The organism is Novosphingobium sp. BL-S-24 (assembly GCF_055521575.1).
Genome location: NZ_CM145487.1, coordinates 312,868 through 336,931, shown reverse-complemented (window position 1 = coordinate 336,931; position 24,064 = coordinate 312,868). Strand labels below are relative to the sequence as shown.

Here is a 24,064-nt window from a genome sequence, read left to right as displayed (position 1 = left end):
ACCTAACAGCGCCGTCTCTGGTCTGATATTTGTTCTTCGGGAGAATGATTATGAACGATACTCCATATTCAGTCGTAACCGGCGCTGCGCAGGGCATTGGCCGGGCGATCGCTGAACGACTGGTGGAGCTTGGCCATCGCGTCGCCCTTCTGGACGTCAACGCTGACGCGGTTCAGGAAATGGCGAACACCCTGCCTGGCACACTCGCAATTCAATGCGATGTATCGAACCCGGAAAGTGTTGAAGCGTGCGCCCGGGTCATACAGACGGAATGGGGCCATGCTGATATTCTCATCAACAATGCAGGTATCAGCCCCAGCCATGGCGGATATTCCCTCCCCGTCGAGGATACTGACATTGACGAATGGCATCGCGTCATCGGCGTCAATCTGACCGGCACCTTCCTGATGTGCCGCAGCCTTTTGCCGCTGATGAAGCCGCGCGGATGGGGTCGCATCGTAAACTTCTCGTCGCAAGGCGGCCGCATGCGCTCGCGATTGTCGGGTGCGCATTATGGAGCCACTAAGGCTGGGGTGATCGGATTTACCCGCGTTTTGGCGGGTCAGGCCGGTGCTCATGGCATCACCGCCAATTGCATTGCGCCGGGCCGCATCGTTACGCCGCAAAGCGAGAGCTTCGGCGACAAGTCCAGCTATGTGGATGACATACCGGCCGGACGTCTGGGCGAAACCGACGATATTGTCGCTGCCGTGGAGTACCTGATTTCAGATAGAGCATCGTTCGTCACCGGCACGGTGCTGGATGTGAACGGAGGCTTCTTTATGCCGTGAACCGGCATCCGAGCCGCTGATGGCCGGCACCCACGCCCAAAGGCGCGGGTGCCCGGTCACCCCCTCATGGCTCGATATTTCTACCGCCGCTGGTCGAAACGGCGTCCCAGCATCGCACCGGCGATATTGGTCTTCTGAATGTCGATCGCGCCGCCGGCGATGCCCCAGCCCCAGCTGTCACGCAGGCGGCGTTCCATCGGAAATTCCTTGGAATAGCCATACGCGCCCATCAGCTGCAGCGCATCGCCCGTCACCTCACGCGAGATAGTGTTGGCGAAGCATTTTCCGGTCGAACTATGCAGTACTGACGGCAAGCCATCTTCGGCTAGCGAGGCCGCGCGCCAGATCAGCAGGCGAGCGGCTTCCACTTTCATCTGCATCTCGGCCAGCTTGATCTGGACCGCCTGAAACTCAGCAATCGCCTTACCGAACTGCTTGCGTTCCTGAACATAGGCGCTGACATCCTCAAGCGCGCCTGAGGCCTGCGCCAGAGACATCGTCGCATTGCCGCACCGTTCCAGGTCGAACGCTTCCATCAGCTTTTTGAAGCCGCCACCGGCATGGACGATGACATTGTCCAGCGGCACCTCGCAATCGTCGAAGTTCAGGTCGGACGAAGGTATGCCGCGAAAGCCCATGAGCTGCTCGTTCGGTCCGAAGGACAGGCCGGGTGCGTCCTTCTCGACCAGTACCGCGCCAATTCCCTTGGCACCGGGCTCGTCGGAAAGACGGCAATAGACCACGTACGCATCGGAATGGCCGCCCCCAGAGCACCAGCGCTTGGTGCCGTTGATCACCACTTTGTCGGCCTTGATCACGCCTTTGGTCTTGAGATCCGTCAGCGCGCTGCCCGCATCCGGTTCGGACATCGAAACCGCGACAACCATGTCGCCTGAGCAGACTGACGGAACGATCCGCTTCTTCAGCCTATCCGATCCGAAATATTCGATGGCGCGAACGGGGCCGACCGAACTTTCGAAGATTGGGAAGCCTACAGCCGAAGAGATCTTGCCGAATTCTTCCAGTACGATCAGCGCCTCGATGTTGCCCATGCCAAGGCCGCCCAGTTCACTGGAAACGTTGATGCCCAGGAAGCCCATCTCCGCATAGCGCTTCAGGAGTGCACGGCTTGGCGGCTTGTTATCGCGTTCGAGTTCGGCGGCAATGGCGGGAAGTTCAGCGCGAGCGAACTGACGGGCGGCTTCCTGCAGCTGCACCTGATCTTCGGTCAGTTTGAAGTTCATCGATCAAGTCTTTCAAAGAAAATGAGGTTGTTCGATCAGCGCTGCAAGTGCGGCCATGAAGCGGCCGCCGTCAGCACCATCGATCGCACGGTGATCGCAGGAGAGCGAAAGGTGAAGAACCGGAACGATGCGGATGGCACCGTCATCGTCAATAGGCTCCGGGCGTGCCGTCCCGACGGCAAGTATCGCACCCTGCGGCGGATTGATGATTGCGTCGAACTGTTCGACCCCGAAGCCGCCGAGGTTGGAGAGCGAGAAACTACCGCCGGTGAATTCCTCCGGCTTCAGCTTGCCGGTACGGGCGCGCTGGGCGAGCCCTTTCATGGCAAGGCCGATGTCAGCGACGGACATATCGTCAGCGCCGAACACGATCGGCGTCACCAGCCCGCGTTCCGTTGCGACGGCTACGGAAATGTCCGCCGATCCGAAGCGATGTATTTCGTTGCCGTGCACCTGCACGTTTACCGCGGGCACCTCCAGCAACGCTAAGGCGGTCGCCTTCACGATGTAGTCGTTTATGCTGGGCCGATCGCCCGTTACTGCTGCGCGAAGGGCCATCAACCTGTCGGCGCGTACACGGCGCCGGACGTAGAAATGGGGGATCTGCTGCTTTGATTCGGTAAGCCTGCGCGCGATGGTCCGACGCATCGATGACATTGGCATAATGTCGACGTTGCCGGATGCAGGCGCAGGCGTCGATACGACCGGCGATACCTCTGCCTTTGGCTCCGGAGCGGGTGCTTCCTGCTTGACGATTGCCAACACGTCGTCCCGGCGAACCTTCCCCCGTGCGCCTGACCCTTTGACTGTTTCAAGGTTGAGGCCATGCAGGGTAGCAAGCCGGCGTGCAACGGGCGTTGAAAGGACCGGGCTGTCCGGCGTTGCCGCGAAAGCGCCCACCAATTGCGGCTTCGCCTCGGGCCGAGCGGCCTGATGAACATCCTGAGCGAAAATCCGTCCGCCGCGCCCGCTTCCGGAAACGGTATTCAGATCGACGCCGAGCCGCTGCGCTTCCGCAAGGGCGGCGGGGCTGATGGACATGCCTTCCGGAACAGGGGGCGCTGCTTTGGGCATCGGGGCCGGTTCACTTGACTTGGCCTTGGACGGAGCATCATCACCATCCGGGCCGAATCCCGTTTCAGAGGGCCGGAATGCGGCAACGACAGCGTCGATTTCTTCTGCGCTAGCTTCGCCTCCATCGCTCAACACGGCGAGCAGCGCACCCACCTGATGGGTTTCACCAGCTTTGGCCAGAATGCGAACGAAGCGGCCCGCCTTTTCTGCCTCTACTTCATTGGTGATCTTGTCGGTTTCGATAAGCGTCAGGACGGTACCCCGATCGAAAGGGGCATTTTCGGCCACCATCCAGTCGGCGATCGTGCCTTCGGCCATTTCGATGCCCCATTTGGGCATGGTGAAAGGGGTAAGTTTGGCCATGCCGAACCCCCTAGCGGAAGGCGAGAACGCGGCGGACCGCATCCTCGATCTTTTGTGGCGAAGGAACCCAGGCGCGCTCGAGATTGCGAGCGAAAGGGATCGGGCTGTGCGGCGCGGTGACCATGGCGGGTGGCGCCTTGAGGCTGGTGAAGGCCCGCTCGGTGACCATCGCGGCGATATCGGCGGCGAGGCTGCAGCGCGGCGGACTTTCGTCCACCACGACGAGGCGGCCGGTCTGCTCGACGGATTCGAGGATCGCATCCTCGTCGAGTGGACTGGTCGTGCGTAGATCGAGAAGATCCATGCCGATGCCGTCCGCAGCGAGCTTATCTCCCGCTTTCTCCGAGAAATTGACCATTCGTCCGCACGCCACGACGGTCACATCTCCGCCTTCACGTACGACGCGTGCCTCGCCGAAACGCTGGCGGTGATCGCCTTCGGGAACCTCGCCCTTCACGCCATAGAGCGTCTTGTGTTCGAAGAACATGACCGGGTCATCGCCGCGCAGTGCTTCCGTCAACAGTCCCTTGGCGTCCGCCGGCGTGGTGGGCAGGACCACTTTCAGGCCTGGCATGGCGGTCAGCATCGCGTAGACCGACTGGCTGTGCTGGGCCGCCGTCTGCATCCCTGCGCCATAGACCAATCGCACCACCGCGGGACACTTCGTCTTGCCACCGAACATGTAGCGGAACTTCGCCATCTGGTTCCAAATCTGGTCGAGGCTGACCCCGACGAAATCGGCAAACATCAGTTCGGCGACCGGGCGCTTGCCCGATAGTGCGGCGCCTGCTGCCGCGCCGATGATCGCGCTCTCGCTGATCGGTGTATCGATCACGCGTTCCGGGCCGAACTTCTTCCAGAGCCCCGGACTGGTTCCCCAGATGCCGCCGATCGCTTCGGGGCCGCCGGCGGTGCCGTTGCCGCCGACCACGTCTTCGCCCAACAATATAATGTCGGAGTCCCGCTCCATTTCCGCGTGCAGCGTCGAGACGATCGCCTCGCGGATGTTCATGATGGCCATCGGCGATCCTTCAGTAATATTCGACGTAGACGTCGTCGGCTACGGTCGCCGGGTCTGGCTGCTCGTCGGCCCGTGCTTCGATGACGGCCTCTTCGATGAGGGTCATCACCTCTGCATCCACGCCGTCAAGGTCATCATCGGTGAGCAATGCGGCGCCAGTGACGCGAGCGCGGAACGCTTTCAGGCAATCGCGCTCTTCGCGAATGCGATCGAGTTCGCCCTTGCCGCGATAGCGTTGCGGATCTCCCTCGAAATGCCCGTAATATCGTTCGGTATCGAGCTCGATAGCTGCGGGGCCGTTGCCTGCCCGAACATATTCGAGAAGTTCTGCGAATGCCGAATAAGTCTCGAAAAAGTCACAACCATTGGCACGCCAGGCCTTCATGCCGAAGGCTTCGGCGCGACTGGCGATATCCTTGTTCGTACCCACGGCGTAGGCATCGCCTGTATGTTCGGAGTAGTGATTGTTCTCGAACACGAAAATGGCGGGGACCTTGGTTACCACCGCCAGGTTCATCGCTTCGAACGTGGTGCCCTGGTTGCACGCGCCGTCGCCGGAGAACGCAATGCCGACCCGGCCCTTGCCGTCGATCCTTGCTGCAATCGCCGCCCCAACGGCCTGCGGTGCACCGCCTCCGACGATGCCGTTCGCGCCCAACATCCCCACGTCGAGGTCGGCGATGTGCATCGAGCCCGCCCGACCCTTGCACAAGCCACCGGCGCGTCCGTAAATTTCCTTCATCATGCCTTTCACATCGCAACCCTTGGCGATGCAATGGCCATGGCCGCGATGGGTGGAGACGATCTTGTCATCGACGGTCAGCTGATCGCAGATGCCCACGGCAACGGCTTCCTGACCGGCATAAAGGTGAGTGAAGCCACCGATTTCGCCGGTCTTGATCTCTTCGTGTAGGCGTTCCTCGAACTCGCGGATGATCTTCATCCGGCGATAGGCGCCCAGCAGCTCGTCGCGGTTCAATTGCATCCGCGCTTTCCTCTCGATGATTTTAAAGGTCGTTCGGCTGCTTGCCGTCGACGTAGATGTAATCGTCCAGCACCTTGTGGAAGTGACGGATGCGCAGTTCCTGATCCCCGATCCAAAGTCCGGGGTAGAAGTCCGACTTCATTCCTGTCTGCACGGTTGGCAGATTAAAGGCATCTTGATCAAGCACTTGACCGATGGTCTTGTCACCGTGCTTGAATATCTGATGGCGGACCCGTTCAGGCCATTCTTCGCCATCCGGGACAAGCCCAAACATCCAGATGTCGTAATACATCTTGTTCGGATCGGTCGCGTGCGGACGCTGCCTGAACAGCATAATGTCATCCGAGTGGACGTTCACAGATACGTTCGGGAAGATCGTATAGTGATAGTCGTCGGTCAGTTGCTCGTCGTTGAGCTCGGAATAATCCTTGCCTTGCGATGGACCATGCTCACGCTTGTACAGCTGCACGTCACGGCGAATGTCGGATACGCGGCCCTCATATTCAGCCGGGTCCATCCCCGCATGGACCATGATTTCATGGATCGCAGGTGGAATCTGGCTGGGCATGGCAACGCGCGGGGATACCGCCGCAAAGGGGATCAGGTACCGATTGTGCTTGCCATAGCAGTCGATCTGGACGTTGACGTCATCGAGATACCACTTCAGCTGCGGGTGAATGCCCTGAACGTGGTAGGTCTCGCTGAATGCGTCGACCGACGTTTTCCAGTTGCAATCCCACTCGACCGTGATGTCGCGTTTCCACGCCATTCGCTCGGCATGGTAGGGCTCCAGATGGCGCTTCAACGGATCGATGAAATCGTCGAACGGTTCGACATCGGGATTGAGCGAGAACCACACGAAGCTGTTCCACTCGATGCACGGAAGCGACGTCAGCTTCATGCCCGGAGGACCGCCTTGGTGGAAGGTGCAAAGGTCCGGGATGTGGTCCAGCTTGCCATCCAGCCCGTAGGTCCAGTGATGGTACATACACTGGAAGCTCTCGGCATTGCCGCGCCCTTCGGGACGAAGGCGATTGCCACGATGGAGGCATACGTTGGGGAAGGCCCGGATCGAACCATCGGCCTGTCGAACGATCAGCACGGATTCCTTGCCGATGTCCGTGCAGATGTAGTCGCCCTGCTCTTTCAAGTCGTCGCTGCGCCCCCCGAGGAGCCAGACCTTGGTCCAGACCCGCTCCCATTCCAGCTTCATGAACTCTGGCGAATAATAACGCGCCGCTGGAATGAGTTCGGTGCCGAGTTCAGGATCAGGTGCGCGCTCTACCGGGGTTCCGTTGCCCACGGTCTCGGGATCGACGCGGAAAACGTCGACGACGCGCTTTACGTCCATCGCTTCCCGGTCCCAACCCATGACATGCGGTTTCATTAGAACTGGGTCCTGTTGGTGAAGCCCCCGTCAACGACGAGGTGCGAGCCGTTGCACCAGCTGGCGGCGTCGCTGGCTAGGAACGCAATGGCCTTCGCAACTTCCTCGGGCCGACCGAGCCGCCCCATGGGCTGCTGGCGGAGCTGCGAGTTGTAGAACTTTTCCATCGTCCCCTTGATCATGTCCCAGTTGCCGCCTTCGAATTCGATGGGACCGGGGGAGACGACGTTCACGCGGATGCCGTTCTTGCCATGCCACAGTGCCAGCTGCTTGGCCCATGTGATGAGGCTGGCCTTCATGGCATTGTAAGGCTGCGGGCCGCCCATGGCTTCAGAAACCGATGTCGTACCAAGCAGGACGATCGAGCCGCGCTGCTGCTCCGTCATCGTTTCAATCACGCCCTCGACCGCGCGCACTACCGCCATCACATCGGTTTCGAAGGCATTGTACCAATACTTTTCGCTGCCCATGCCGGCACCGGCGGACGTGAACGGGACAAGAATGTCGACCCCGTCGAGCGCTTCGATCGCCCAGGTGATCCAGGCTTTGTAGTCTTCCGGCTGCTTTGCATTCACGGCCTTGCCGACGACATTGGTGCCGTACTTCGACAAGTTGGCGACCGCGTCCTTCACGCTGTCTTCACTACGGGCGGTGAGCGCTATGTCGCAGCCTTCGCGCGCCAGGACTTCGGCCACGGAATATCCGATACCCCGCGCCGCGCCGATGAGGATCGCCTTTTTGCCCGACAGTCCCAGATCCATTGCGCTCTTCCCTTAGTTCGTGGCGTCGCCAGCGGATTCGCGATGGCGGCGCTTCATGTCTTGGCCGGAATGTAAGCCCTTCCCCCCCGCCATGCAATAAAAAAGACAAGCACGACTGCCTTTTTTATTTCGGAGGCGATTGAATGGGATGCGAAGTGATATACCGGCTGCCTTTCAAATCAGGCGGTCTGCAGTTCCGCGATCAATTCCGAGCGGAGCCGAAACTTCTGGATCTTGGAGGTCGACATGGGCCATTCGGTCACAAAGCGGATGTGACGCGGCACCTTGAAACTGGCGATCCGGCCCTTGCAATGCTCGATCAACTCCTGTTCGCTGGCGCTTTCGCCATCGTTCAGTTCGACGAATGCAGCGGGCACTTCCGAATAGCGGTCATCGGGCAGGCTGACGACCTGCGCCAGCTTCACGGCCGGGTGCGTCTGGAGCATGGCTTCAATCTCGGCAGCCGCGACGTTTTCGCCACCGACTTTTAGCATGTCTTTGGTCCGACCGTGGAACATGACATTGCCATCAGCGTCGATAGACCCGATGTCGCCTGAGTAGAACCAGCCATCACGAATGGCCTCTGCCGTCTTCTCCGGTGCGTTGTAATAGCCCTGCAGGATGTTCGGGCCGCCTAGTACGATCTCTCCTTGTTCGCCAGAGCCGCAGTCAGTGCCGGTTTCGGGATCGACAATACGGATCTGCCATTCGTCAGTCGGAGTTCCGCAGCGTCCCGTCCGCACTTCATAGCTGTCCGAAAGCCGACTGGTCGACACCGTACCAGCAGCCTCCGTCAGGCCGTAGGTGCCAACCTGAATTGTGTGCGGCATCGCTTCCGCCACGGCGAGCTTGATCCATTCGGGCTGCACCGCGAAGTTGGAATTCATGATGCGAAGGGCCGACAGGTCCGTCTGCTTGAACGTCGGGTGCGTGATCAGATCCTGCATGATCGTGACGAAGCTGGGGTACGCGATCGTCGCACCTTCCTTGCCCAACATGGCCAGACCGACGCCGGCATCGAACCGCGGGATGGTCATATAGACGCCACCGAGGTCCAGGATCATTGTCATCGGCAGGATGCCCGCGATGTGGAATATCGGCAGCGGCGACCATACTTTGTCATCGCTCGTGCATTCGTATCGCACGCCAAGGTTGCGACTGTTGGCGACTTGGGCACGGTGGCTGATCATCGCGCCCTTGGGGTTCGCTGTAGTGCCAGAGGTGTAAAGGATCATGGCGGTATTTTGCGGCTCGACCGCATCGATCCGTGCATCAAGGTCAGCGTCGGCGATCTTTTCGCCCCCGGCCAGCGCTGCCTTGGCCGAAGCCAGATAGTGCGCACATTCGTCGTCTAGGCAGACGATGCTGCGAAGCCGCGGAGCCTCCGGCAACGACAGAGACCAAGGGTCACCGGCCTGATTTAGCGAAGGCAGGGCGGATTCCAGACGAGCGCTAAAATCGAGGCCGTCGGCCACTTTGCCGATAGTAATGATTGTCACCAGATCCGCATCGGCCGCGACGAAACCCAGTTCGCTCGCCTGATACCGTGCGTTTACCGGAACTGCGACCGCGCCGGTCATGGTGATGCCGTAAAACGCGGTGATGAAGTCCACGCACGTCGGCAGCAGGATGCCCACATTGTCGCCGGGCTTCACGCCCATCGCGATCAGCGCCTTGGCCCAGGCCCGTGCTGCCCGATTCAGTTCCGTGTATGTTAGCCGTTGATCCGGCATTACGATCGCATCGCGCTGTGCGAACCTCGCTGCCGAGGATCGTATCATCTCGCCCATAGTCAGGATCGGCTGTTGGCCCATTCCCGCTCTCCCATGTCCTGTGCTTTGTCCGGTCGCGCTGATCGACGATCGACCGGGTAACCATTTCTACACCGGCAGCTTACCAACCCGATCGAAAAACACAATCAGTCATGTCTGTTTTGTTTTGCGTCACGGTCCTTCTCATTCACCCGGCTGATATGTGTGCGCGTCGGGATACTGAGCGGCCCACCTACGCTTGCGTTCATGGCACACCTGAGCGTAAGCGGACCTGATCTACATAAACCCGTGACAGTATCTTCAGGCGAATCACATGGCCCTTTCGCGCACTCGCACCGTTCGTACGGTTAAGCCTGCCCAGGCAAAGGCAACGTCCGGTGCGAAAGGAACGGGAAGCACACTGCAGGCCACAAAGGCGGCTCAGACGCGAGGGCGACTGATCGATGCCACGGTGCGGTGTCTGATCAAGCACGGCTATGCAAAGACGACGACTCCGCGCGTTGCCGAGGAAGCCGGACTATCTCGGGGAGCGATGATGCATCACTTTGAAAACGGTGCAGCACTGATCAAGGCGACAATCATCGAACTGCACGAAAAGAGGCTTCGCGCGTTCCGCCGTGCTGCCGAAAAGCCTGATGAGCATGACGTCGATACGCTGGTGGAAACCTACTGGGCGCAGGTCCAGAAGCCTGCATTCATTGCGTTTCACGAACTTGCGGTCGCGGCCCGGACGGATAAGGAACTCGGCACGATCCTCTTTCCTCTCCAAGAGGAATTTCGCGATCGCTTCAATGCCCAGGCCGAAGCCCTGTTTCCTGAATGGCGCGGCGCCGAAGCCGAATTCGACATGGCGATGAACCTGTCGCAGACGATTCTGGAAGGCATGGCGATCTCAGTACAGACGGGCGCGATGGACAAGGCGAAAGTGCCGCGCATGCTTGCCCATCTGGAAAACCAGATCCGCGCGCTCATGCCGTCCCAAAAGGCGCGCGCCGCATCGTAAAAACAATCTTGTTTGTCTTTTTGATTGAGCCGCGTTACCGTGCCGGTCGGGCAGAGGATAAATAGCGGTGTCGACCGCTCTCTGCCTCGAATCGCAAGGACAGAGATTTGGACGCTCCCAAGACTTTCACCGCCAAGGTGTTCCGCCCAGAAGATGATGGCCCCGATCGCCCCGCACGGGGATTGGACGAGGAAGCGCTGCGACGGCAGAACACCATTTACCGTGATGACATGCTGGCGGGGCAGACCGTTCTCATCACTGGCGCGGGTAGTGGCATGGGCAAGGCGGCGGCGTTCCTCGCAGCAAAGCTCGGTGCGCAAGTTGCCATCTGCGGCCGGGATGCCGAAAAGCTTCAGACCACGGTAGATCTGGTACGGGATGAAATCGGCACCGACGTTTTGGCCGTGCCGACCAATATCCGCGACCCAGACGCGGTCGAAGTGCTGATCGGCACCGTCCATGATCACTTCGGTGGTTTGGATACGCTGGTCAACAACGCCGGGGGCCAATTCCCACAAGACGCGATTGATTTCAGCCGCAAGGGTTGGTTGGCGGTCATCGACACCAACCTGAACGGCACCTGGTGGATGATGCAGGAGGCCGCCAAACGCTGGAGGGCGGACGGAAAGCCCGGCAATATCGTCAATATCGTCGCCAATGTGGAACGCGGTATGCCGCAGGCGGCCCACACATGCGCTGCGCGGGCGGGCGTGATCTATTTGTCCAAGACGCTGGCGACCGAGTGGGCGCAGTGGAATGTCCGGGTCAATTGCATCGGACCCGGAGTGATCGAAACCGAAGGCTTTCGCATGTACCCTGAGGAAGCGCTTGCGCGGTTCCACAAGGCCAATCCGATGCGCATGCGCGGCAACGCCTGGGATGTTGCGGAAGCGATCGCCTATCTGGCTTCGCCTGCGGCACGCTTCATCAATGGCGACCTGATCATCATGGATGGCGGGCAGGCCCAGTGGGGCGTGATCTGGCCTGCGGGCATGCCTGAATATTTCACGGAAGACGGGGCAGCCTGAATTCCCAAGTCGCCCCACAAAGCGGCGAGTCAATATACAATACATAGGAGAGATGCATGGGCCGGGTTGAAGGCAAAGTCGCATTGGTAACCGGCGGCGGTTCGGGTCTTGGTGCGGCTGATAGCGAGGCGCTGGCCCGCGAAGGCGCGACCGTCGTCGTCACCGATGTCAAGCTCGAGACCGCCCTCGCCGTGGCCGATCGCATCGGCAACGGCGCCGTCGCCATGGCGCTTGACGTGTCCGACGAAGCGCAATGGATCGCCGTCATGCAGGAGATCGACGCCCGGTTCGGTCGGCTCGACGTTCTGGTCAACAATGCGGGCGTCGTCCTCAGCGCCGACGTCGAGGAAACGACGCTGGAGCAATTCCGCTGGGTCAGCGCGATCATGACCGATGGCGTGTTCCTGGGCTGCAAACACGCCATCCCGCTGATGAACAAGCGCGCTGGCGGCTCTATCATCAACATGAGTTCCACGGGCGCCTTGCTGGGCTATCCGATTTTCTTTGCCTACTCCGCTGCCAAGGGCGCGGTTCGATCGATGACGAAATCCGTGGCGGTGATGTGTCAGGAAAAGGGATACAAGATTCGCTGCAACTCGGTTCATCCCGGGTCCATCGAGACGCCAATGGTGCAGACGGCGGAAGGTAGGCTCGGCCAGACCAAGGACATACCCGACGGTGTTCTGGCCCCCGGCACGCCGGGCCATCCTAAGGACGTTGCCGCGCTGGTGCTTTTCCTAGCCTCTGACGAATCCCGGTTCGTCAATGGCGCCGAACTGGTCATCGATAACTGCGTTACCATCAGACCGTTCTGACCCTTCGAACACCATTAAAAATGCCCTGCTCCGTCACTCGGAGCAGGGCATTTTTTGTTGGCGCTATTCTGCTTTCAGGTATCGGCGTCCAGCCAGCGATCGAGCTCGACGTGGAAATGCCTTAGTCGGGCCTCCTGCTCGCCCCATAGCGGGCCACGGAAGCCACGCGAACGGGCACCCGCTTGAACGATCGGGAGGAGATCGGAATCCTGATCCAGCACTTCACCCATTCCCGGCGGCTCGCCAAGGCCGGTGTGGACGACCTCTGGCCGGGTCGCGCCGGTCATGTCCACTTCCGGACCCAGTCCCATCCATCCCGGCGCGCCGTAACCGGGCGCATCGACATGGCGATAGAGGATGGTGGTGTCATACGTGAATTGCTCGGGATCGCTGGCATGCGGCTTGAACCGGTGCAGGAACACGGCTTCCGGGTGGCAACCGATCTGCATGTTGGGGAAGATGCCGAAGATCGTTGCGTCGGTCAGTTGCGCGTCGGAGAAGTGCGAATAATCCACGCCCATTCGAGCCGCCCTCTCCCGCTTGGCATGCGCCACGGCGGCACGGCTTTCCATGGCGGTGCCGGTAAAGCTGTCCGGGTCGATACCGGCGTCTGCCAGCAAAGCCGCGATTCCAGGATTGATCGCATCCTGATCCGGGAAGTGGGAGTTCGGCTGAGCCATCGGCACGAATTGGCGCGATAGGCCGCCGGGGTACAAGTCGATGTGGGTACGATCATCGATCACGCCCATCGTTTGCGGATGGATGGCGTGAAGGTGGTAGCTTTCGTAAAAAGCGTCGATCCCGCCCTTCCAGTTGGCCGCCCAGTCCGACCGGCGATGCTGCACGACGTGCATCTTGTCCATGCCGTACGTTTCCAGCATGGGGAGGATCGGCCCCAGAAACTCCTTCAAGGGCTGCGCGTCTTCCGCCATGTTGATGAAGACAAGTCCCGCCGCCTCCTCAGCACGGACCGACGTGAGATCGGTGCCTTGGCATAGCACTTCAGGGCGGAACGTCTCTGGGTCTGTCACTTTTTCGTTGTGACCATCCAGGCCGAACCGCCATGAGTGGAACGGGCAAGTGAAGCTGTCCTGACTTCCCATGTCGCCCATGACCAGTCGGCTACCCCGGTGAGGACATACGTTGTAGTGGGCAGCGACTGACCCGTCCTCCTGCCGCACGATGATGAAGCTTTCCGGGCCGATGTCGAACTTCACCCAGTCTCCCGCTTCGGGAATGTCGCTGGCGGGGGCGGCTAGCAGCCAGCTGCGGGCAAAGACCTGTTCCCATTCCCGCTGGAAGAATTCCGGCGACGTATAACGGCTTGGATCGGGACGTACGGAACCATTGTCTATGGCAGGGGCGGGCTGGTCGAACGGATGCTCCGACCCCTTGTGAACGGCCCAACTGCGAGGATCGTAATTCACGCTCGGTTCTCCGAATTGTGGCCCATGCGGCGGTCAAGCTCGGCATGGAAATGGCGCAGGCGGCCTTCCTGCTCGCTCCAGAGCGGACCACGAAATCCGCGCGACCGAGCGCCTGCCTGCACGATCGGTAGCAGATCTGAATCCTGATCGAGGACTTCGCCTAGGCCGGGTGGTTCCCCCAGACCGGTGTGCACGACTTCGGGCCGCGTTCTGCCGCTAAGGTCGGTTTCGGCGCTCAGCCCCATCCAGGCCGGGGCGCCGTAGCCGGGCGCATCGACATGGCGATAAAGGATGCAGGTGTCGTACGTGAACTGGTTGGGATCGCTGGCATGCGGGATAAAGCGATGGAGGAAGATCGCTTCGGGATGGCAGCCGATCTGCGCATTGGGGAACACGCCGTAGACGACGGAATCGCTCAACTGGCTATCGCTGAAGCGCTCATACCCCAGCCCCAGTTCTTCTGAGCGGCGGCGCTTCGCCTGCTGCACCGCACGCCGGGTTTCGGCCGCCGTGCCCTGATAGGTTTCAGGGTCGATACCAGCGTCGCGCAGCATGGACTGGATGCCGGGATTGACCGTTTCCTGGTCGCCATACCGAGCAGCGGGCTGTGCAAATGGAACGAACTGGCGCGAAAGCCCGCCGGGCCAAAGATCGATCTGCGTGCGGTCGTCCATCAGGCACTGCGTTTGCGGGTGGACCGCGTGCAGGTGATAGATTTCGGCGAAGGCATCCACCCCGCCTTTCCAGTTCGCGCCCCAGTCCGACCGGCGGTGCTGGACGACATACATCTGGTCGATGTCGTAAAGCTCAAGGTGAGGAAGGATCGGCGCCAGCCATTGCTTCAGAGGCTCGATGTCGGGGTCCATGCAGATGAACACCAGGCCCACCGCCACTTCGCACCGAACCGACGTCAGATTGCGATCGTGGCACAGCACTTCCGGACGGAACGTGTCCGGGTCTGTCACCGCGATATTGTTACCTTCAAGGTCGAACTTCCAGGAATGGAAGGGGCAGGTAAACTGATCCAGCGATCCAAAATCTGAAGTTACGAGCCGACTGCCGCGATGGGGGCAGACGTTGTAGTGGGCGTGAACCTCTCCATCGTCACCGCGCACGACGATGAAGCTCTCGGGCCCGACTTCGAAGGTGAAATAATCGCCAGGTTCTGGAATATCCGAGATATGGCCTGCAAGAAGCCAGCTCTTTGCAAACACCTTTTCCCATTCTTCCGCCATGAAAGCACGATCGTGATACCGACCCGGGTCAGGCCGTGACGTGCCGTTGTCGATCGCGGGAGACACGCGCGCATTGAACGGGTGGGGCGTGCCGACGTGGATATTCCAATCGTCGAAATCGAGCTTCATCATGGTTCATCCCTCTCCTCTGGGATCTACCCCGCGGCCGGTTCAAGTCCGACTCACTCGTGGGGTAGACATCCAGTAGAAAACAGTCATGAATGTTTTTCAAGCAGGATCGCGACCGCCCGTGCCGATAAGACGCGGGGACGCGTAATAACGGGAGAGTAATTGATATGAGCCGGTTTTATGGCAAGGTCTTTCAGATCGCCTATGTCGTTCCCGACCTCGACAAAGCGGTTGACCACTGGACTAAAAACATGGGTGTGGGGCCGTTTTTCGATTTCCCCGTACCATTGGGGTTCGAGGCTTTGGCGGTCAACGAACAACCGGTGCCGCTTGACGAACCGATCTTCGGCGGCGTTTCAATCAGCTACAGTGGCGATATGATGATTGAGTTGATCCAGCCCGGTACAGCGCCATCGACCTACCGCGACTTTCTGGAGTCCGGTCGCAGTGGCATTCACCACTTCGGCACCTGGATCGATGATTACGACGCGGCGATGGCCCGCGCACGGGCCGAGGGCGTGCCGGTGGTCCTCGAAGGACGGCTTTCGCTTTCGCAGTTCGCCTATCTGGATACCTCGCGAGACGGCCTTAGCCCGCTGGTCGAAATCATCGCTCCACTGCCCGAAATGAACGAATTGTTCGACCGGATCAAAGCGGTCACGTCCGACTGGGACGGAAGTGACCCGCGCCGCTCTATCTGAGGCTTATCAGCGTTTACCCAAGGCAAATGCGACGACGGAGTCTCCGGGGGTGGTGCCCATATAGGCATGGCCCCCGGCAGCAATGACAACATACTGCCGTCCGGTTTTGCGTGAAACGTAGGTTATAGGCGTCGCTTGACCACCCGCCGGCAGACGGCCCTTCCACAGCTCCTTGCCTGTAGCGGTGTCAAACGCTCGTAAATAATTGTCGAGGGCTGCGCCGATAAACGTCACTCCCCCTGCCGTGTTCGCAGAGCCGCCGAGGTTGAAGGCCCCCGGCACTGGCACGCCCAGCGGAGCGCTATCTGCCGTGGTGCCGAAGGTGCGACTCCAGGCGATCTTGCCGGTCCGCAGATCGACCGCCGCCAGCTTGCCCCATGGCGGGGCCTCACACGGAATGCCCAGCGGTGAAAGCATCGGCAGCAAGCTGACGCCATAGTTGGTGCCATATTGCGGCAGGTAACCGGGTGCATGGGAATCGTTAGCCATTGCCGGTCGGTTCACGTCGGCACCATGGCGGAACAGGCGCACCTCCTGCGGGATGGCGGCAGAGTTGACGATCATCAACTGGCGTTGCGGATCGATGCTGACGCTGCCCCAGTTGAGGATGCCGAAGGTACCCGGAAACTGGATCATCCCGCGCTCCGATGGAGGGGTGAACAACCCCTTATAGTCCATCGACCGAAAGCGGATGCGGCACCACATCTGGTCTATGGGCGTGGCGCCCCACATCCCTTGCTCGGTCAGCGGTGGCGGAATGAAGGAGGCGAAGTCCGTCACGAAAGGTTGCGTGGGAGAATATCGTTCACCCGGCAAGCTGCCCTTGGGTACCGGACGCTCCTCCACGCCGACCAAAGGGCGGCCGGTTGCACGATCAAGGATGAAGATGTGACCGCGCTTGGTCGGCGCGGCCAGAGCGGCGACTTTCTGCCCGCCAACCGTATAATCGAACAGCACCGGCTGCGCGGGCATGTCATAGTCCCAGATGTCATGATGCACAGTCTGGTATGCCCACCGCACCCGGCCTGTCTTGACGTCCAGAGCGACAATGGAACTGGCGTACCGTTCCAGCATCGGTGAGCGATGGGTGCCGACATGGTCGGGAGTCGCGTTTCCAGTGGGCAAATACACCAGTCCCAGCGCCGGGTCGGCGCTGAACACGCTCCACGCATTGACCGAACCGCGGGTCCAGCTTTCGCCCGACCCCGGCATTGGTGCATCGTCCGGCCGTCCGCTATCCCACGCCCATAGCAGCCGTCCGCTCTTGACGTCATAGGCGCGCACCACGCCAGACGGGTCCTGCTTCGTGAAGTTGTCACGCACATAGGAGCCCAGCACGGCGACATTGCCGACGATCACCGGTGGCGACGTGGTGTACGACCGCAAGGGATCGATTGCCCCAAGCCCCTCGTCCAGATTGACAGTGCCGTCGCGCCCGAAATCTGCACAGGGCGCTCCGGTGGCGGCATCGCTGGCGAGCATACGCCCATCGACGGTCATGCTGATGATCCGCTTGGCACACAGACCGGTCGCGGCGGGATCGGCGTGGTAGGATACGCCGCGGCAATTCAGCATCTGCGCATTGCCGATCTTCGTTCGCGGATCGCGCAGCCACACCTGTTTGCCGCTGTCTGCATCGAGCGCGAAGACTTTGCCAATGGGGGAGCAGAAATAGACGCGGTCATCCACCATCAGCGGCGTCGCCATGAAGGAGATCGACTTGATCTCCGGTCGCTTGGCTTTCGTATCGCCGGTTTCGAACGACCATGCCTGCTTCAGATCTGCGGCGTTGGCAGGTGTGATCTGGGCTGCCGGTGAATGCCGGGTACCGGAAATATTGGCGCCATAATCGGTCCATTCGGCACTGGCGGGATTGGTAGCGGCGATATTAGGCGCCTTGCCCGGTGCGATGTCGAACGTGGGGACCATCACGAATGTCGCCAGCAGGGCGATGGCGGCGAGGACCACCGCGCCGCCCAATCCCCAAGCGGAAGCGCTATCCGAAATCCGGGCCAGCCGTCGCCGGATCGGTGGAAGCCAGAGCAGTGCGCCAATAACGGTCGGCCCCGCCAGTCTTGGGAGAAGTTGCCAGAACTGAGCGCCCACTTCCCAAAACGACCACAGGACCGTTGCGAACAGCATCGCAGCATAGAGCCACAGCCCTCGCCGATCCGCGCGCCACAGCAGGACGCCTGATCCGATGCAGGCCAATCCGGTAAGAAGGTAGTAAACCGAACCGCCAAGGCTGATCAGCTTGATCCCACCGACCGCCAGCACCAGACCGATGGCAAGCAGAACCAACGCCGCCAACCAGCACAGCCAACGGCTCGTGTTCCCTACCTTCATTCCCAACATCCTCTACCAGCACGACTTTTGTTATTCGGCTTTGGTGAGATCAGCCGGTTTCGATTACCGCGATGGCTTCCCGCACATCTACTGTGTCCCCTGCCTGTGCAACTATTCGCAGCAAGGTGCCCGAAACCGGAGACGGCACTTCCACCGTGGTCTTGGCGGCCTCCACCTCGACCAGATTCTCGCCTTCCTCGACCCGGTCTCCCGGTTCCTTCAGCCAGCGAACGATTTCGCCATCCTGCATGCCCATGCCATACTGTGGCAGCACCATCGTGAATTCGGCCATGCGTATCTCCTCAGGCAGGCTGGGCCACGCCGACAAGTCGGCGGGCAGCGGCAACGATCCGCTCGACCGTGGGATAAAGCGGCTTTTCGATATGCGGACTGAAAGGAAGGTGCGTATCCGGCGTGGTCACCCTCAGCACCGGCGCGCGCAGTGCCTCGAAAGCATCTTCGGCGATCGTCGCGGCGATTTCGCTCGCAGCGCTGCAGGTCTTGTGCGCAGGATCGACGCAGATCGCCCGGCCGGTCTTGCGGACCGAGCGCAGGATGAGGTCACGGTCCAGAGGAACCAGTGTACGCGGATCGATGACTTCCAGCGAGATGCCCTCCCCTTGTAGCTGTTTCGCTGCCTTCAGCGCGACGTTCACACCGCCAGCAATGGCGATGACGGTGATGTCGGTCCCTTCGCGCTTGATGTCGCCCTTGCCGATGGGGATCATGAAGTCAGGATCGTCGGGCACCTCCGCTTTGTTCATCCAGCAGGTCCCGTCTTCGAAGCTGAGAACAGGATCATCATCGCGGATAGCAGCCTTCAGCAGCCCTTTCATGTCGGCAGCGTCCGAAGGTGCGATGATCTTCAGCCCCGGCATGTTCATGAACATGGAGTAGGGACGATCAGAATGCTGCGCAGCATTCGAGTTGCCATAGAACATGCAGGATCGGATCACCAAAGGCAGCCGAGCTTGTCCGCCATAGATATAGCGCGACTTGGCAATGATCGAGCAGATCTGGTCCATCGCCGGGTAAAGGAATGAAGAGAGCGTTGCATCGACGATCGGACGCATCCCCACCATAGCCGCGCCGCCTGCCGCGCCGATGAAGCCGTTCTCGGAAATTGGCGTGTCGCGGATGCGCTCTTCGCCGAAGCGTTCGACAAAGCCGGTGGTCGTGCCGAATACGTTGCAGCGAATATCCTCGCCCATCATGAAGACGCGCGGGTCACGCTCAAGCTCTTCTTGCTGCGCCTGCTGGATCGCTTCCAGGAATGTAATTCTGGCCATGTTTCGGTCCTCTTCAGGCGTGCGCCGCAACGTCGGCGGGGATCGGCAGGCGATCGACGAAGACGTGATCGAACGCTTCCTCGAATGTCGGGTATGCGCTGTCACGCGCGAACGTGAGGCAGTCCGCAACTTCATCGGCAATTGCCGCATCGATCGCGTCAAGGTCTGCGGCGTCGATACCATCGGAGACCAGTCGCGCGCGATACAAGTCTATCGGATCCCGTGCGACCCAGTCGTCGTGCTCGGGACCACGCGGCGTAAGATCGCGGCCCATGTTCACCGCGTGATCGCGATAGCGGTAGGTTTTGGTCTCGATAAGGGTCGGCCCCTTGCCCGCCCTGGCACGGTCCACTGCTTCCCGAACGGCTTCTTCCACCGCGTCCACATCCTGCCCGTCTACGATGACACCAGGAATGCCGTAGCCATGTGCCCGATCCGCCACATGCTCGCCAGCGACCGCCGCGCTGGTCGGCGTGGACATGCCGAAACGGTTGTTCTCGCACACGAAGATCGCTGGCAGCTTCCACACGGCCGCAAGGTTCATCCCTTCATGGATGGCGCCCTCGCTGGATGCGCCATCGCCGAAAAAGCACAGCGCCACGCGGTCGAGGCCCTGCAGCTTTGCGCCGAGGGCCGCGCCGGCGACCACTGGCCCACCCGATCCGACGATGCTGGTTTCCCCCAGGCTACCCATGGAAAAGTCGGAGAGGTGCATGGAGCCGCCCTTCCCCTTGCAGACGCCAGTAACCTTGCCGAGCAGTTCAGCCATGAGCGGCCGCAAGGTCGATCCCTTGGCGATCGGGTGGCCGTGGCTGCGATGGGTGCCGACCATGTAGTCGTCATCGCGCAGCGCCATGCACGCGCCTACGCCCGACGCCTCCATTCCAGCGTAGGTATGCAGCGCGCCCGGGATTTCTCCTGCGGCATGCATGCTTTCCGCCTTGGTTTCGAACTGACGGATGCGTTGCATGCGCCGGTACTTTTCCAGCCTGCGGTCGTTGTCGCCGATGGCGGTCATCGCTCTCTCCTTATGAATCCACGGGTTCAGGGGCGGCGCTTACCGTCTCGAACAGGTCGAGCGGTGCGGCGTACATCGGTTCGGGAGCGCCTGCGGTGATCGCGTAGACGTTCTCCATATGGCACGGGCCAAGCTTCGCGCCGAAGTACAGGCTATCGAGCGAGATCAGCATGTTCTCTTCCAGAACAAAACCTTCCTTCACCCCGGAAAGCCCTGCAGCCGGGAAAGCCAGTGGAATTTCAAGCGGCATAAGACCGATACCGTGCGCGACGACCAGCAGCTTTTCCGGCGTGGCGATGCCCTTTGCCTTCAGGTGCTCATAGCCGATTGCGGGCAGGCTGGCGGTCGAGACGCCGGGCCGCAGATGGTCGACCATCTTGACGAATGCATCGCGCAGTACGTCATGCTGGTGGCGGTATTCGGGTGAGGCCGTGCCGACCACGGCAGTCCGGTTGATGTCCACCCAGAAGCCATCGTGAATCCCTTGCGTTTCCAGGATGACGATATCCCCGTCGCGCAACTTTCGGTTACCGCGCGTTCGAAACAGGTCGGGAATGAATTCGTCGGCTTCGTAGGCACCGCCGAACAGCATCGCGCCTTCGTCCACCGGGATCACTTCATTGCGAACCATGAAGTCACAGATGCGGGCCTGCACGTCGTTCCAGTCCGCCCCTTCATGCAGCAGAGACCCCGCATGGGCGATGATCCGATCGGCCAGCGTGCCGACCTTGCGATAACGATCAAGTTCCTCGGCGGTCTTGACCACTCGTACGCGCATCATGAAGTCAAGCACATCGACGTATGAATGCGGAACTTTGCCCGAGATGCGGGCCGATACGCGATGCTCGTCAAAGCCGATCGTCTTTCCGGCAAGCCCATGGTCCGCAAGCGCCTCGGCGATCGCGGCGGCGACATCGGGCTGACAGGTTCCGGCGATCGAGCCCATCATCGCGGCGGCGTCCTGCCCCAACTGACCGGTTTGGCGATCGGGATCGATGTAACGGCTCACTTCACAGAAGTTGAGCATGTCAAACGTGCGGACTTCGCCGAAGGTACAGGCCGCACGCTTCTTGTTGAGAACCGCGACCAGTCCGATATTTGCCTCTGGGATCACCAAGGTCAGCGGTTTGGCAGGGTCTGCATAGACGATGGCCGCTGCCATCGGCTCCATCTGCCCCCAGCGTTCGAGCACTGAATGATACCCGGTGGCATAGCGAACATCGTGCGGATGGCTGAGCACGACGGCGTCCAACCCTTCCGCCGCCATCATCGAGCGCAGACGATCTGCACGTGGGTTGGATCGCGGCATCACGCCGCTTCCTCCAACCCGTCGTTGGCGATGTTCGATATCACTTCACCGCGCGCCACGTCGCGGAGATATTCGTGGTTCAGGATGAAACGAACTTCGCCCGCCTCGTCGGTGAAGGCAACGGCGCCGTGACCCATGAACAGATACTCGGTCACTTCCTCGCACCGCGCTTCATTGTGACGCGAACCGATCGGTTCATAGCCGTACGTGCCGGCAGGAGCGGAGCCCACGTCGTAGAGCAGTTCGCCCTTCGTGACGAAATACTGCCCATGTCCCAGATGCCAGTGTGGGGCGAACGTAGCGCCCGGCTCCATATGAACCCACAACACCCAATCACCCGTCTCCTCGCTGTATCGCAGCAGACGGATCGTCGTGCCCGTGCCAAGAGGGACTTCGCGGCAATCGTTGATGTTGACGATCAGATCGCCCACTTTTCCGGCGTCATGCTGCAAATTTGGTTGCTGTGTCATGGTTCATTCCTCTCGCGTGGTCTTGGTTACATCGTGGCGGTCAGGCCCTCGTCAGCGGGGATCACGGCGCCGTGGACGGCACTCGACCGCGGATCGAGGAGGAAGCACACCAATTCGGCGATCTGGGTCGGCTCCATGAAGAACTTGCGGCGTGGACTGCGATGTCCATCCATCAGCGCCGCGATCGCCTGCTCACCTTCGGGAGTGCGCAGATTGGCGGTAAGCGGCGTCGCCACGGCACCGGGGCAGACGCAATTGATGCGAATGCCCTTGGGACCAAGCTCCGCCGCCAATGTGCGCGACAACATGGCGACCGCCGCCTTCGACGCGCTGTAGGCGCTGTCGCCAGCGCGGCCCGCCGTGCCGCTGACTGATCCGATGAACACGATAGCACCGCCACCGGACTCGATCATCCCGGGGAGCACCGCCTGCGTGACATAGAAACTGCCCTTGAGGTTAACGTCGATATGCCGATCGAACAGAGACAGCGGGCTGTCAGGCACCGGGTTAGGTGCCCAGATCGCGGCATTGTTCACCAGCAGAGTTACCGGGCCCAGCGCACTTTCGATCCCTCGAACTGCCGCAGCGACCGCTTCCGCATCAGATATGTCGACATGGGTGGCGTGACCCAGCGCACCACTAGCGACTTCCTTGTCGAGATCGGCCTGCGACGCATCGGAAAGAACGGCCACTTTCGCGCCCGCCTCCCGCAGCAATTGTGACACCGCTGCACCAATACCGCTGGTGCCGCCGGTGACCAGGGCGACTTGTCCCGCCAGCCCACTCATTGCGCGGTGAACCCGCCATCGACGAGCAGCTCGGACCCGTGCATGTACCCGGCCTCATCAGAGGCGAGGAAGCGGACTGTCTTGGCGACGTCGATCGGGTCAGCCATGCGCCCGATCGGGTGCGCAGGTGCAAGCCCAGCCGCCGCTTCCTCGACGCTGTTGGCAAAACCATTGTCAACGATGCGCTGGAGAATGTGATCGACCATCCCGGTCTTTACGCCGCTCGGATGAACCGAATTGACACGAACCTTGTAGCCCAGCGCGGAGAACTCCATCGCGCAGGCTTTCACAAATAGGGTGACCGCGCCCTTGGACGTGCAGTACCCGACATGAAGCGGCGATCCGATCTTGCCTGCGACGGACGATATGACGACCACCGACGCGCCGTGCGGCAATGTCTCGCCCGAGCGGCGGAGCAGTTGTGCGCCCACCTTGGTGCCAAGGAACACGCCGTCGACATTGACCGCCATCTGCTTGCGCCATTGCTCAAGCGTCGTGTTCTCCATCTTTTCGACCACCACGATGCCGGCAACATGGACCAGAACGTCCAGCCGTCCGTACTTTTGCTCGACCGCGCCGATGACCGACTGCCAGGACGATTCATCGGTCACATCGAGTTGCAGGTACTCCGATCCATTCCACGATCCGGCATCAGCCGGAAGGTCTGCGCCGATCACGGTGGCCCCCGCTTCAGCAAGAGTGCGGGTGATTTCGCTGCCAATCCCCCCGGTGCATCCGGTGACGAGGGCGATGCGTCCTTCAAGCGACGAAATCATGCGGTAACTCCTGCGTTGGCGGCTTCGCCCAGCAGGTCGAAGACGCGGATATCGGGATCGCCGTCCAGGCAGGAATAGCCTTCTGCCGACATGGCAACGTGGTACGGGCGATTGGCGTGGGCCTCTTTGGCCTCCAGGCTTGCGAAGATTTCGGTGAAGCCGAAGGCATCGGGATCGTCCCGGGATTGCATGACCTGGAATAACAGCGTCTCAGGCTCATTGGCGCGGACGTCTTTTTGCAACTGGGTCGTCAACTCGATGAAACGCTGCGTCTTGTCCGGCTTGGTGCGGACATGCATGATGACACCAATCATAGTGGAGAGGACCTTTCG

23 protein-coding genes are annotated in these 24,064 nt (G+C 60.7%); 5 read left to right on the top strand and 18 right to left on the bottom strand.

Translation table 11 applies throughout. The annotated features are described in order from the left end of the window. Positions 1 to 50: 50 nt before the first annotated feature. A complete protein-coding gene (locus tag ACZ1JM_RS01320; RefSeq protein ID WP_465132299.1) occupies positions 51 to 791 on the top strand; it encodes an SDR family NAD(P)-dependent oxidoreductase in 741 nt (246 codons plus the stop codon). An 80-nt stretch (positions 792 to 871) separates the two neighbouring features. Here the strand turns inward: ACZ1JM_RS01320 and ACZ1JM_RS01315 are convergent, their stop codons facing one another. The 7 genes from ACZ1JM_RS01315 to ACZ1JM_RS01285 form a co-directional block, all read right to left on the bottom strand. Beyond that, positions 872 to 2,035, bottom strand: coding sequence for an acyl-CoA dehydrogenase family protein (locus tag ACZ1JM_RS01315; protein WP_465132298.1), 1,164 nt, complete (start codon positions 2,033 to 2,035; stop codon positions 872 to 874). Positions 2,036 to 2,047: 12 nt separating this feature from the next. After that, complete coding sequence (locus ACZ1JM_RS01310; protein ID WP_465132297.1) at positions 2,048 to 3,472, bottom strand: 2-oxo acid dehydrogenase subunit E2; 1,425 nt, start codon at positions 3,470 to 3,472, stop codon at positions 2,048 to 2,050. Positions 3,473 to 3,482: 10 nt separating this feature from the next. Beyond that, positions 3,483 to 4,493, bottom strand: a complete 1,011-nt coding sequence (locus ACZ1JM_RS01305) for an alpha-ketoacid dehydrogenase subunit beta (protein WP_211151716.1) — start codon at positions 4,491 to 4,493, stop codon at positions 3,483 to 3,485. Between the two features lie 10 nt (positions 4,494 to 4,503). Beyond that, positions 4,504 to 5,478: a thiamine pyrophosphate-dependent dehydrogenase E1 component subunit alpha gene (locus tag ACZ1JM_RS01300; RefSeq protein ID WP_465132296.1), complete on the bottom strand. Its 975-nt coding sequence runs from the start codon at positions 5,476 to 5,478 to the stop codon at positions 4,504 to 4,506. A 22-nt stretch (positions 5,479 to 5,500) separates the two neighbouring features. Continuing rightward, positions 5,501 to 6,865 (bottom strand): aromatic ring-hydroxylating oxygenase subunit alpha, encoded by a 1,365-nt coding sequence (locus ACZ1JM_RS01295; RefSeq protein WP_465132295.1) that lies wholly within the window; start codon positions 6,863 to 6,865, stop codon positions 5,501 to 5,503. Further along, entirely contained in the window at positions 6,865 to 7,626 is a 762-nt protein-coding gene (locus ACZ1JM_RS01290) for an SDR family NAD(P)-dependent oxidoreductase (protein ID WP_465132294.1), read from the bottom strand. The genes ACZ1JM_RS01295 and ACZ1JM_RS01290 overlap by 1 nt, the downstream gene beginning before the upstream one ends. 179 nt (positions 7,627 to 7,805) lie before the next feature. Beyond that, positions 7,806 to 9,440, bottom strand: coding sequence for a class I adenylate-forming enzyme family protein (locus ACZ1JM_RS01285; RefSeq protein WP_465132293.1), 1,635 nt, complete (start codon positions 9,438 to 9,440; stop codon positions 7,806 to 7,808). Positions 9,441 to 9,711: 271 nt separating this feature from the next. Here ACZ1JM_RS01285 and ACZ1JM_RS01280 point away from each other — a divergent pair, with 271 nt between their 5' ends. The 3 genes from ACZ1JM_RS01280 to ACZ1JM_RS01270 all read left to right on the top strand — a co-directional run bounded on the left by ACZ1JM_RS01280 (position 9,712) and on the right by ACZ1JM_RS01270 (position 12,244). Next, positions 9,712 to 10,401 carry a TetR/AcrR family transcriptional regulator gene (locus ACZ1JM_RS01280; RefSeq protein ID WP_465132292.1) on the top strand — a complete coding sequence of 230 codons (690 nt, stop codon included), beginning with the start codon at positions 9,712 to 9,714 and terminating at the stop codon, positions 10,399 to 10,401. A gap of 107 nt (positions 10,402 to 10,508) precedes the next feature. Further along, positions 10,509 to 11,429 carry an SDR family oxidoreductase gene (locus tag ACZ1JM_RS01275; protein WP_465132291.1) on the top strand — a complete coding sequence of 307 codons (921 nt, stop codon included), beginning with the start codon at positions 10,509 to 10,511 and terminating at the stop codon, positions 11,427 to 11,429. A gap of 56 nt (positions 11,430 to 11,485) precedes the next feature. Further along, the gene (locus ACZ1JM_RS01270; RefSeq protein ID WP_465132290.1) at positions 11,486 to 12,244 is read left to right on the top strand and encodes an SDR family oxidoreductase; all 759 of its coding nucleotides are present in this window, start codon (positions 11,486 to 11,488) and stop codon (positions 12,242 to 12,244) included. A 74-nt stretch (positions 12,245 to 12,318) separates the two neighbouring features. On the opposite strand, the gene ACZ1JM_RS01265 is transcribed toward ACZ1JM_RS01270, so the two are convergent. Together ACZ1JM_RS01265 and ACZ1JM_RS01260 are read right to left on the bottom strand one after the other, a co-directional pair. Then, positions 12,319 to 13,671 (bottom strand): aromatic ring-hydroxylating oxygenase subunit alpha, encoded by a 1,353-nt coding sequence (locus ACZ1JM_RS01265; protein WP_465132289.1) that lies wholly within the window; start codon positions 13,669 to 13,671, stop codon positions 12,319 to 12,321. Then, the gene (locus tag ACZ1JM_RS01260) at positions 13,668 to 15,035 is read right to left on the bottom strand and encodes an aromatic ring-hydroxylating oxygenase subunit alpha (RefSeq protein ID WP_465132551.1); all 1,368 of its coding nucleotides are present in this window, start codon (positions 15,033 to 15,035) and stop codon (positions 13,668 to 13,670) included. Before ACZ1JM_RS01260 ends, ACZ1JM_RS01265 begins: the two co-directional genes overlap by 4 nt. Positions 15,036 to 15,202: 167 nt before the next feature. Between ACZ1JM_RS01260 and ACZ1JM_RS01255 the strand changes: the two genes are divergently transcribed. Beyond that, positions 15,203 to 15,736 (top strand): VOC family protein, encoded by a 534-nt coding sequence (locus ACZ1JM_RS01255; protein WP_465132288.1) that lies wholly within the window; start codon positions 15,203 to 15,205, stop codon positions 15,734 to 15,736. A 6-nt stretch (positions 15,737 to 15,742) separates the two neighbouring features. On the opposite strand, the gene ACZ1JM_RS01250 is transcribed toward ACZ1JM_RS01255, so the two are convergent. The 9 genes from ACZ1JM_RS01250 to ACZ1JM_RS01210 are packed head-to-tail and all read right to left on the bottom strand — an operon-like array spanning position 15,743 to position 24,046. Further along, the gene (locus tag ACZ1JM_RS01250; protein WP_465132287.1) at positions 15,743 to 18,082 is read right to left on the bottom strand and encodes a membrane-bound PQQ-dependent dehydrogenase, glucose/quinate/shikimate family; all 2,340 of its coding nucleotides are present in this window, start codon (positions 18,080 to 18,082) and stop codon (positions 15,743 to 15,745) included. 49 nt (positions 18,083 to 18,131) lie between these two features. Further along, the gene (locus ACZ1JM_RS01245; RefSeq protein ID WP_465132286.1) at positions 18,132 to 18,374 is read right to left on the bottom strand and encodes a biotin/lipoyl-containing protein; all 243 of its coding nucleotides are present in this window, start codon (positions 18,372 to 18,374) and stop codon (positions 18,132 to 18,134) included. A 10-nt stretch (positions 18,375 to 18,384) separates the two neighbouring features. Beyond that, positions 18,385 to 19,371, bottom strand: a complete 987-nt coding sequence (locus tag ACZ1JM_RS01240) for an alpha-ketoacid dehydrogenase subunit beta (RefSeq protein WP_465132285.1) — start codon at positions 19,369 to 19,371, stop codon at positions 18,385 to 18,387. A gap of 13 nt (positions 19,372 to 19,384) precedes the next feature. Further along, positions 19,385 to 20,389 (bottom strand): thiamine pyrophosphate-dependent dehydrogenase E1 component subunit alpha, encoded by a 1,005-nt coding sequence (locus ACZ1JM_RS01235; protein ID WP_465132284.1) that lies wholly within the window; start codon positions 20,387 to 20,389, stop codon positions 19,385 to 19,387. Between the two features lie 10 nt (positions 20,390 to 20,399). Next, on the bottom strand, positions 20,400 to 21,698 hold the full coding sequence (locus ACZ1JM_RS01230) for a M24 family metallopeptidase (protein ID WP_465132283.1): 1,299 nt from the start codon (positions 21,696 to 21,698) through the stop codon (positions 20,400 to 20,402). Beyond that, a complete protein-coding gene (locus tag ACZ1JM_RS01225; protein WP_465132282.1) occupies positions 21,698 to 22,168 on the bottom strand; it encodes a cupin domain-containing protein in 471 nt (156 codons plus the stop codon). Before ACZ1JM_RS01225 ends, ACZ1JM_RS01230 begins: the two co-directional genes overlap by 1 nt. A gap of 26 nt (positions 22,169 to 22,194) precedes the next feature. Further along, positions 22,195 to 22,956, bottom strand: coding sequence for an SDR family NAD(P)-dependent oxidoreductase (locus ACZ1JM_RS01220; protein ID WP_465132281.1), 762 nt, complete (start codon positions 22,954 to 22,956; stop codon positions 22,195 to 22,197). Further along, positions 22,953 to 23,732: an SDR family NAD(P)-dependent oxidoreductase gene (locus ACZ1JM_RS01215; protein WP_465132280.1), complete on the bottom strand. Its 780-nt coding sequence runs from the start codon at positions 23,730 to 23,732 to the stop codon at positions 22,953 to 22,955. Before ACZ1JM_RS01215 ends, ACZ1JM_RS01220 begins: the two co-directional genes overlap by 4 nt. Then, positions 23,729 to 24,046, bottom strand: a complete 318-nt coding sequence (locus ACZ1JM_RS01210) for a putative quinol monooxygenase (RefSeq protein WP_465132279.1) — start codon at positions 24,044 to 24,046, stop codon at positions 23,729 to 23,731. The genes ACZ1JM_RS01215 and ACZ1JM_RS01210 overlap by 4 nt, the downstream gene beginning before the upstream one ends. Between the last annotated feature and the right edge of the window lie 18 nt (positions 24,047 to 24,064).

What these genes read in the sequence shown, in the direction of transcription:
- ACZ1JM_RS01320 (WP_465132299.1), top strand. Translation starts at nt 51, where the DNA reads ATGAACGATACTCCATATTCAGTCGTAACCGGCGCTGCGCAGGGCATT.
- ACZ1JM_RS01315 (WP_465132298.1), bottom strand. Translation starts at nt 2,035, where the DNA reads ATGAACTTCAAACTGACCGAAGATCAGGTGCAGCTGCAGGAAGCCGCC.
- ACZ1JM_RS01310 (WP_465132297.1), bottom strand. Translation starts at nt 3,472, where the DNA reads ATGGCCAAACTTACCCCTTTCACCATGCCCAAATGGGGCATCGAAATG.
- ACZ1JM_RS01305 (WP_211151716.1), bottom strand. Translation starts at nt 4,493, where the DNA reads ATGGCCATCATGAACATCCGCGAGGCGATCGTCTCGACGCTGCACGCG.
- ACZ1JM_RS01300 (WP_465132296.1), bottom strand. Translation starts at nt 5,478, where the DNA reads ATGCAATTGAACCGCGACGAGCTGCTGGGCGCCTATCGCCGGATGAAG.
- ACZ1JM_RS01295 (WP_465132295.1), bottom strand. Translation starts at nt 6,865, where the DNA reads ATGAAACCGCATGTCATGGGTTGGGACCGGGAAGCGATGGACGTAAAG.
- ACZ1JM_RS01290 (WP_465132294.1), bottom strand. Translation starts at nt 7,626, where the DNA reads ATGGATCTGGGACTGTCGGGCAAAAAGGCGATCCTCATCGGCGCGGCG.
- ACZ1JM_RS01285 (WP_465132293.1), bottom strand. Translation starts at nt 9,440, where the DNA reads ATGGGCCAACAGCCGATCCTGACTATGGGCGAGATGATACGATCCTCG.
- ACZ1JM_RS01280 (WP_465132292.1), top strand. Translation starts at nt 9,712, where the DNA reads ATGGCCCTTTCGCGCACTCGCACCGTTCGTACGGTTAAGCCTGCCCAG.
- ACZ1JM_RS01270 (WP_465132290.1), top strand. Translation starts at nt 11,486, where the DNA reads ATGGGCCGGGTTGAAGGCAAAGTCGCATTGGTAACCGGCGGCGGTTCG.
- ACZ1JM_RS01260 (WP_465132551.1), bottom strand. Translation starts at nt 15,035, where the DNA reads ATGAAGCTCGATTTCGACGATTGGAATATCCACGTCGGCACGCCCCAC.
- ACZ1JM_RS01255 (WP_465132288.1), top strand. Translation starts at nt 15,203, where the DNA reads ATGAGCCGGTTTTATGGCAAGGTCTTTCAGATCGCCTATGTCGTTCCC.
- ACZ1JM_RS01250 (WP_465132287.1), bottom strand. Translation starts at nt 18,082, where the DNA reads ATGAAGGTAGGGAACACGAGCCGTTGGCTGTGCTGGTTGGCGGCGTTG.
- ACZ1JM_RS01245 (WP_465132286.1), bottom strand. Translation starts at nt 18,374, where the DNA reads ATGGCCGAATTCACGATGGTGCTGCCACAGTATGGCATGGGCATGCAG.
- ACZ1JM_RS01240 (WP_465132285.1), bottom strand. Translation starts at nt 19,371, where the DNA reads ATGGCCAGAATTACATTCCTGGAAGCGATCCAGCAGGCGCAGCAAGAA.
- ACZ1JM_RS01235 (WP_465132284.1), bottom strand. Translation starts at nt 20,389, where the DNA reads ATGACCGCCATCGGCGACAACGACCGCAGGCTGGAAAAGTACCGGCGC.
- ACZ1JM_RS01230 (WP_465132283.1), bottom strand. Translation starts at nt 21,698, where the DNA reads ATGCCGCGATCCAACCCACGTGCAGATCGTCTGCGCTCGATGATGGCG.
- ACZ1JM_RS01225 (WP_465132282.1), bottom strand. Translation starts at nt 22,168, where the DNA reads ATGACACAGCAACCAAATTTGCAGCATGACGCCGGAAAAGTGGGCGAT.
- ACZ1JM_RS01220 (WP_465132281.1), bottom strand. Translation starts at nt 22,956, where the DNA reads ATGAGTGGGCTGGCGGGACAAGTCGCCCTGGTCACCGGCGGCACCAGC.
- ACZ1JM_RS01215 (WP_465132280.1), bottom strand. Translation starts at nt 23,732, where the DNA reads ATGATTTCGTCGCTTGAAGGACGCATCGCCCTCGTCACCGGATGCACC.
- ACZ1JM_RS01210 (WP_465132279.1), bottom strand. Translation starts at nt 24,046, where the DNA reads ATGATTGGTGTCATCATGCATGTCCGCACCAAGCCGGACAAGACGCAG.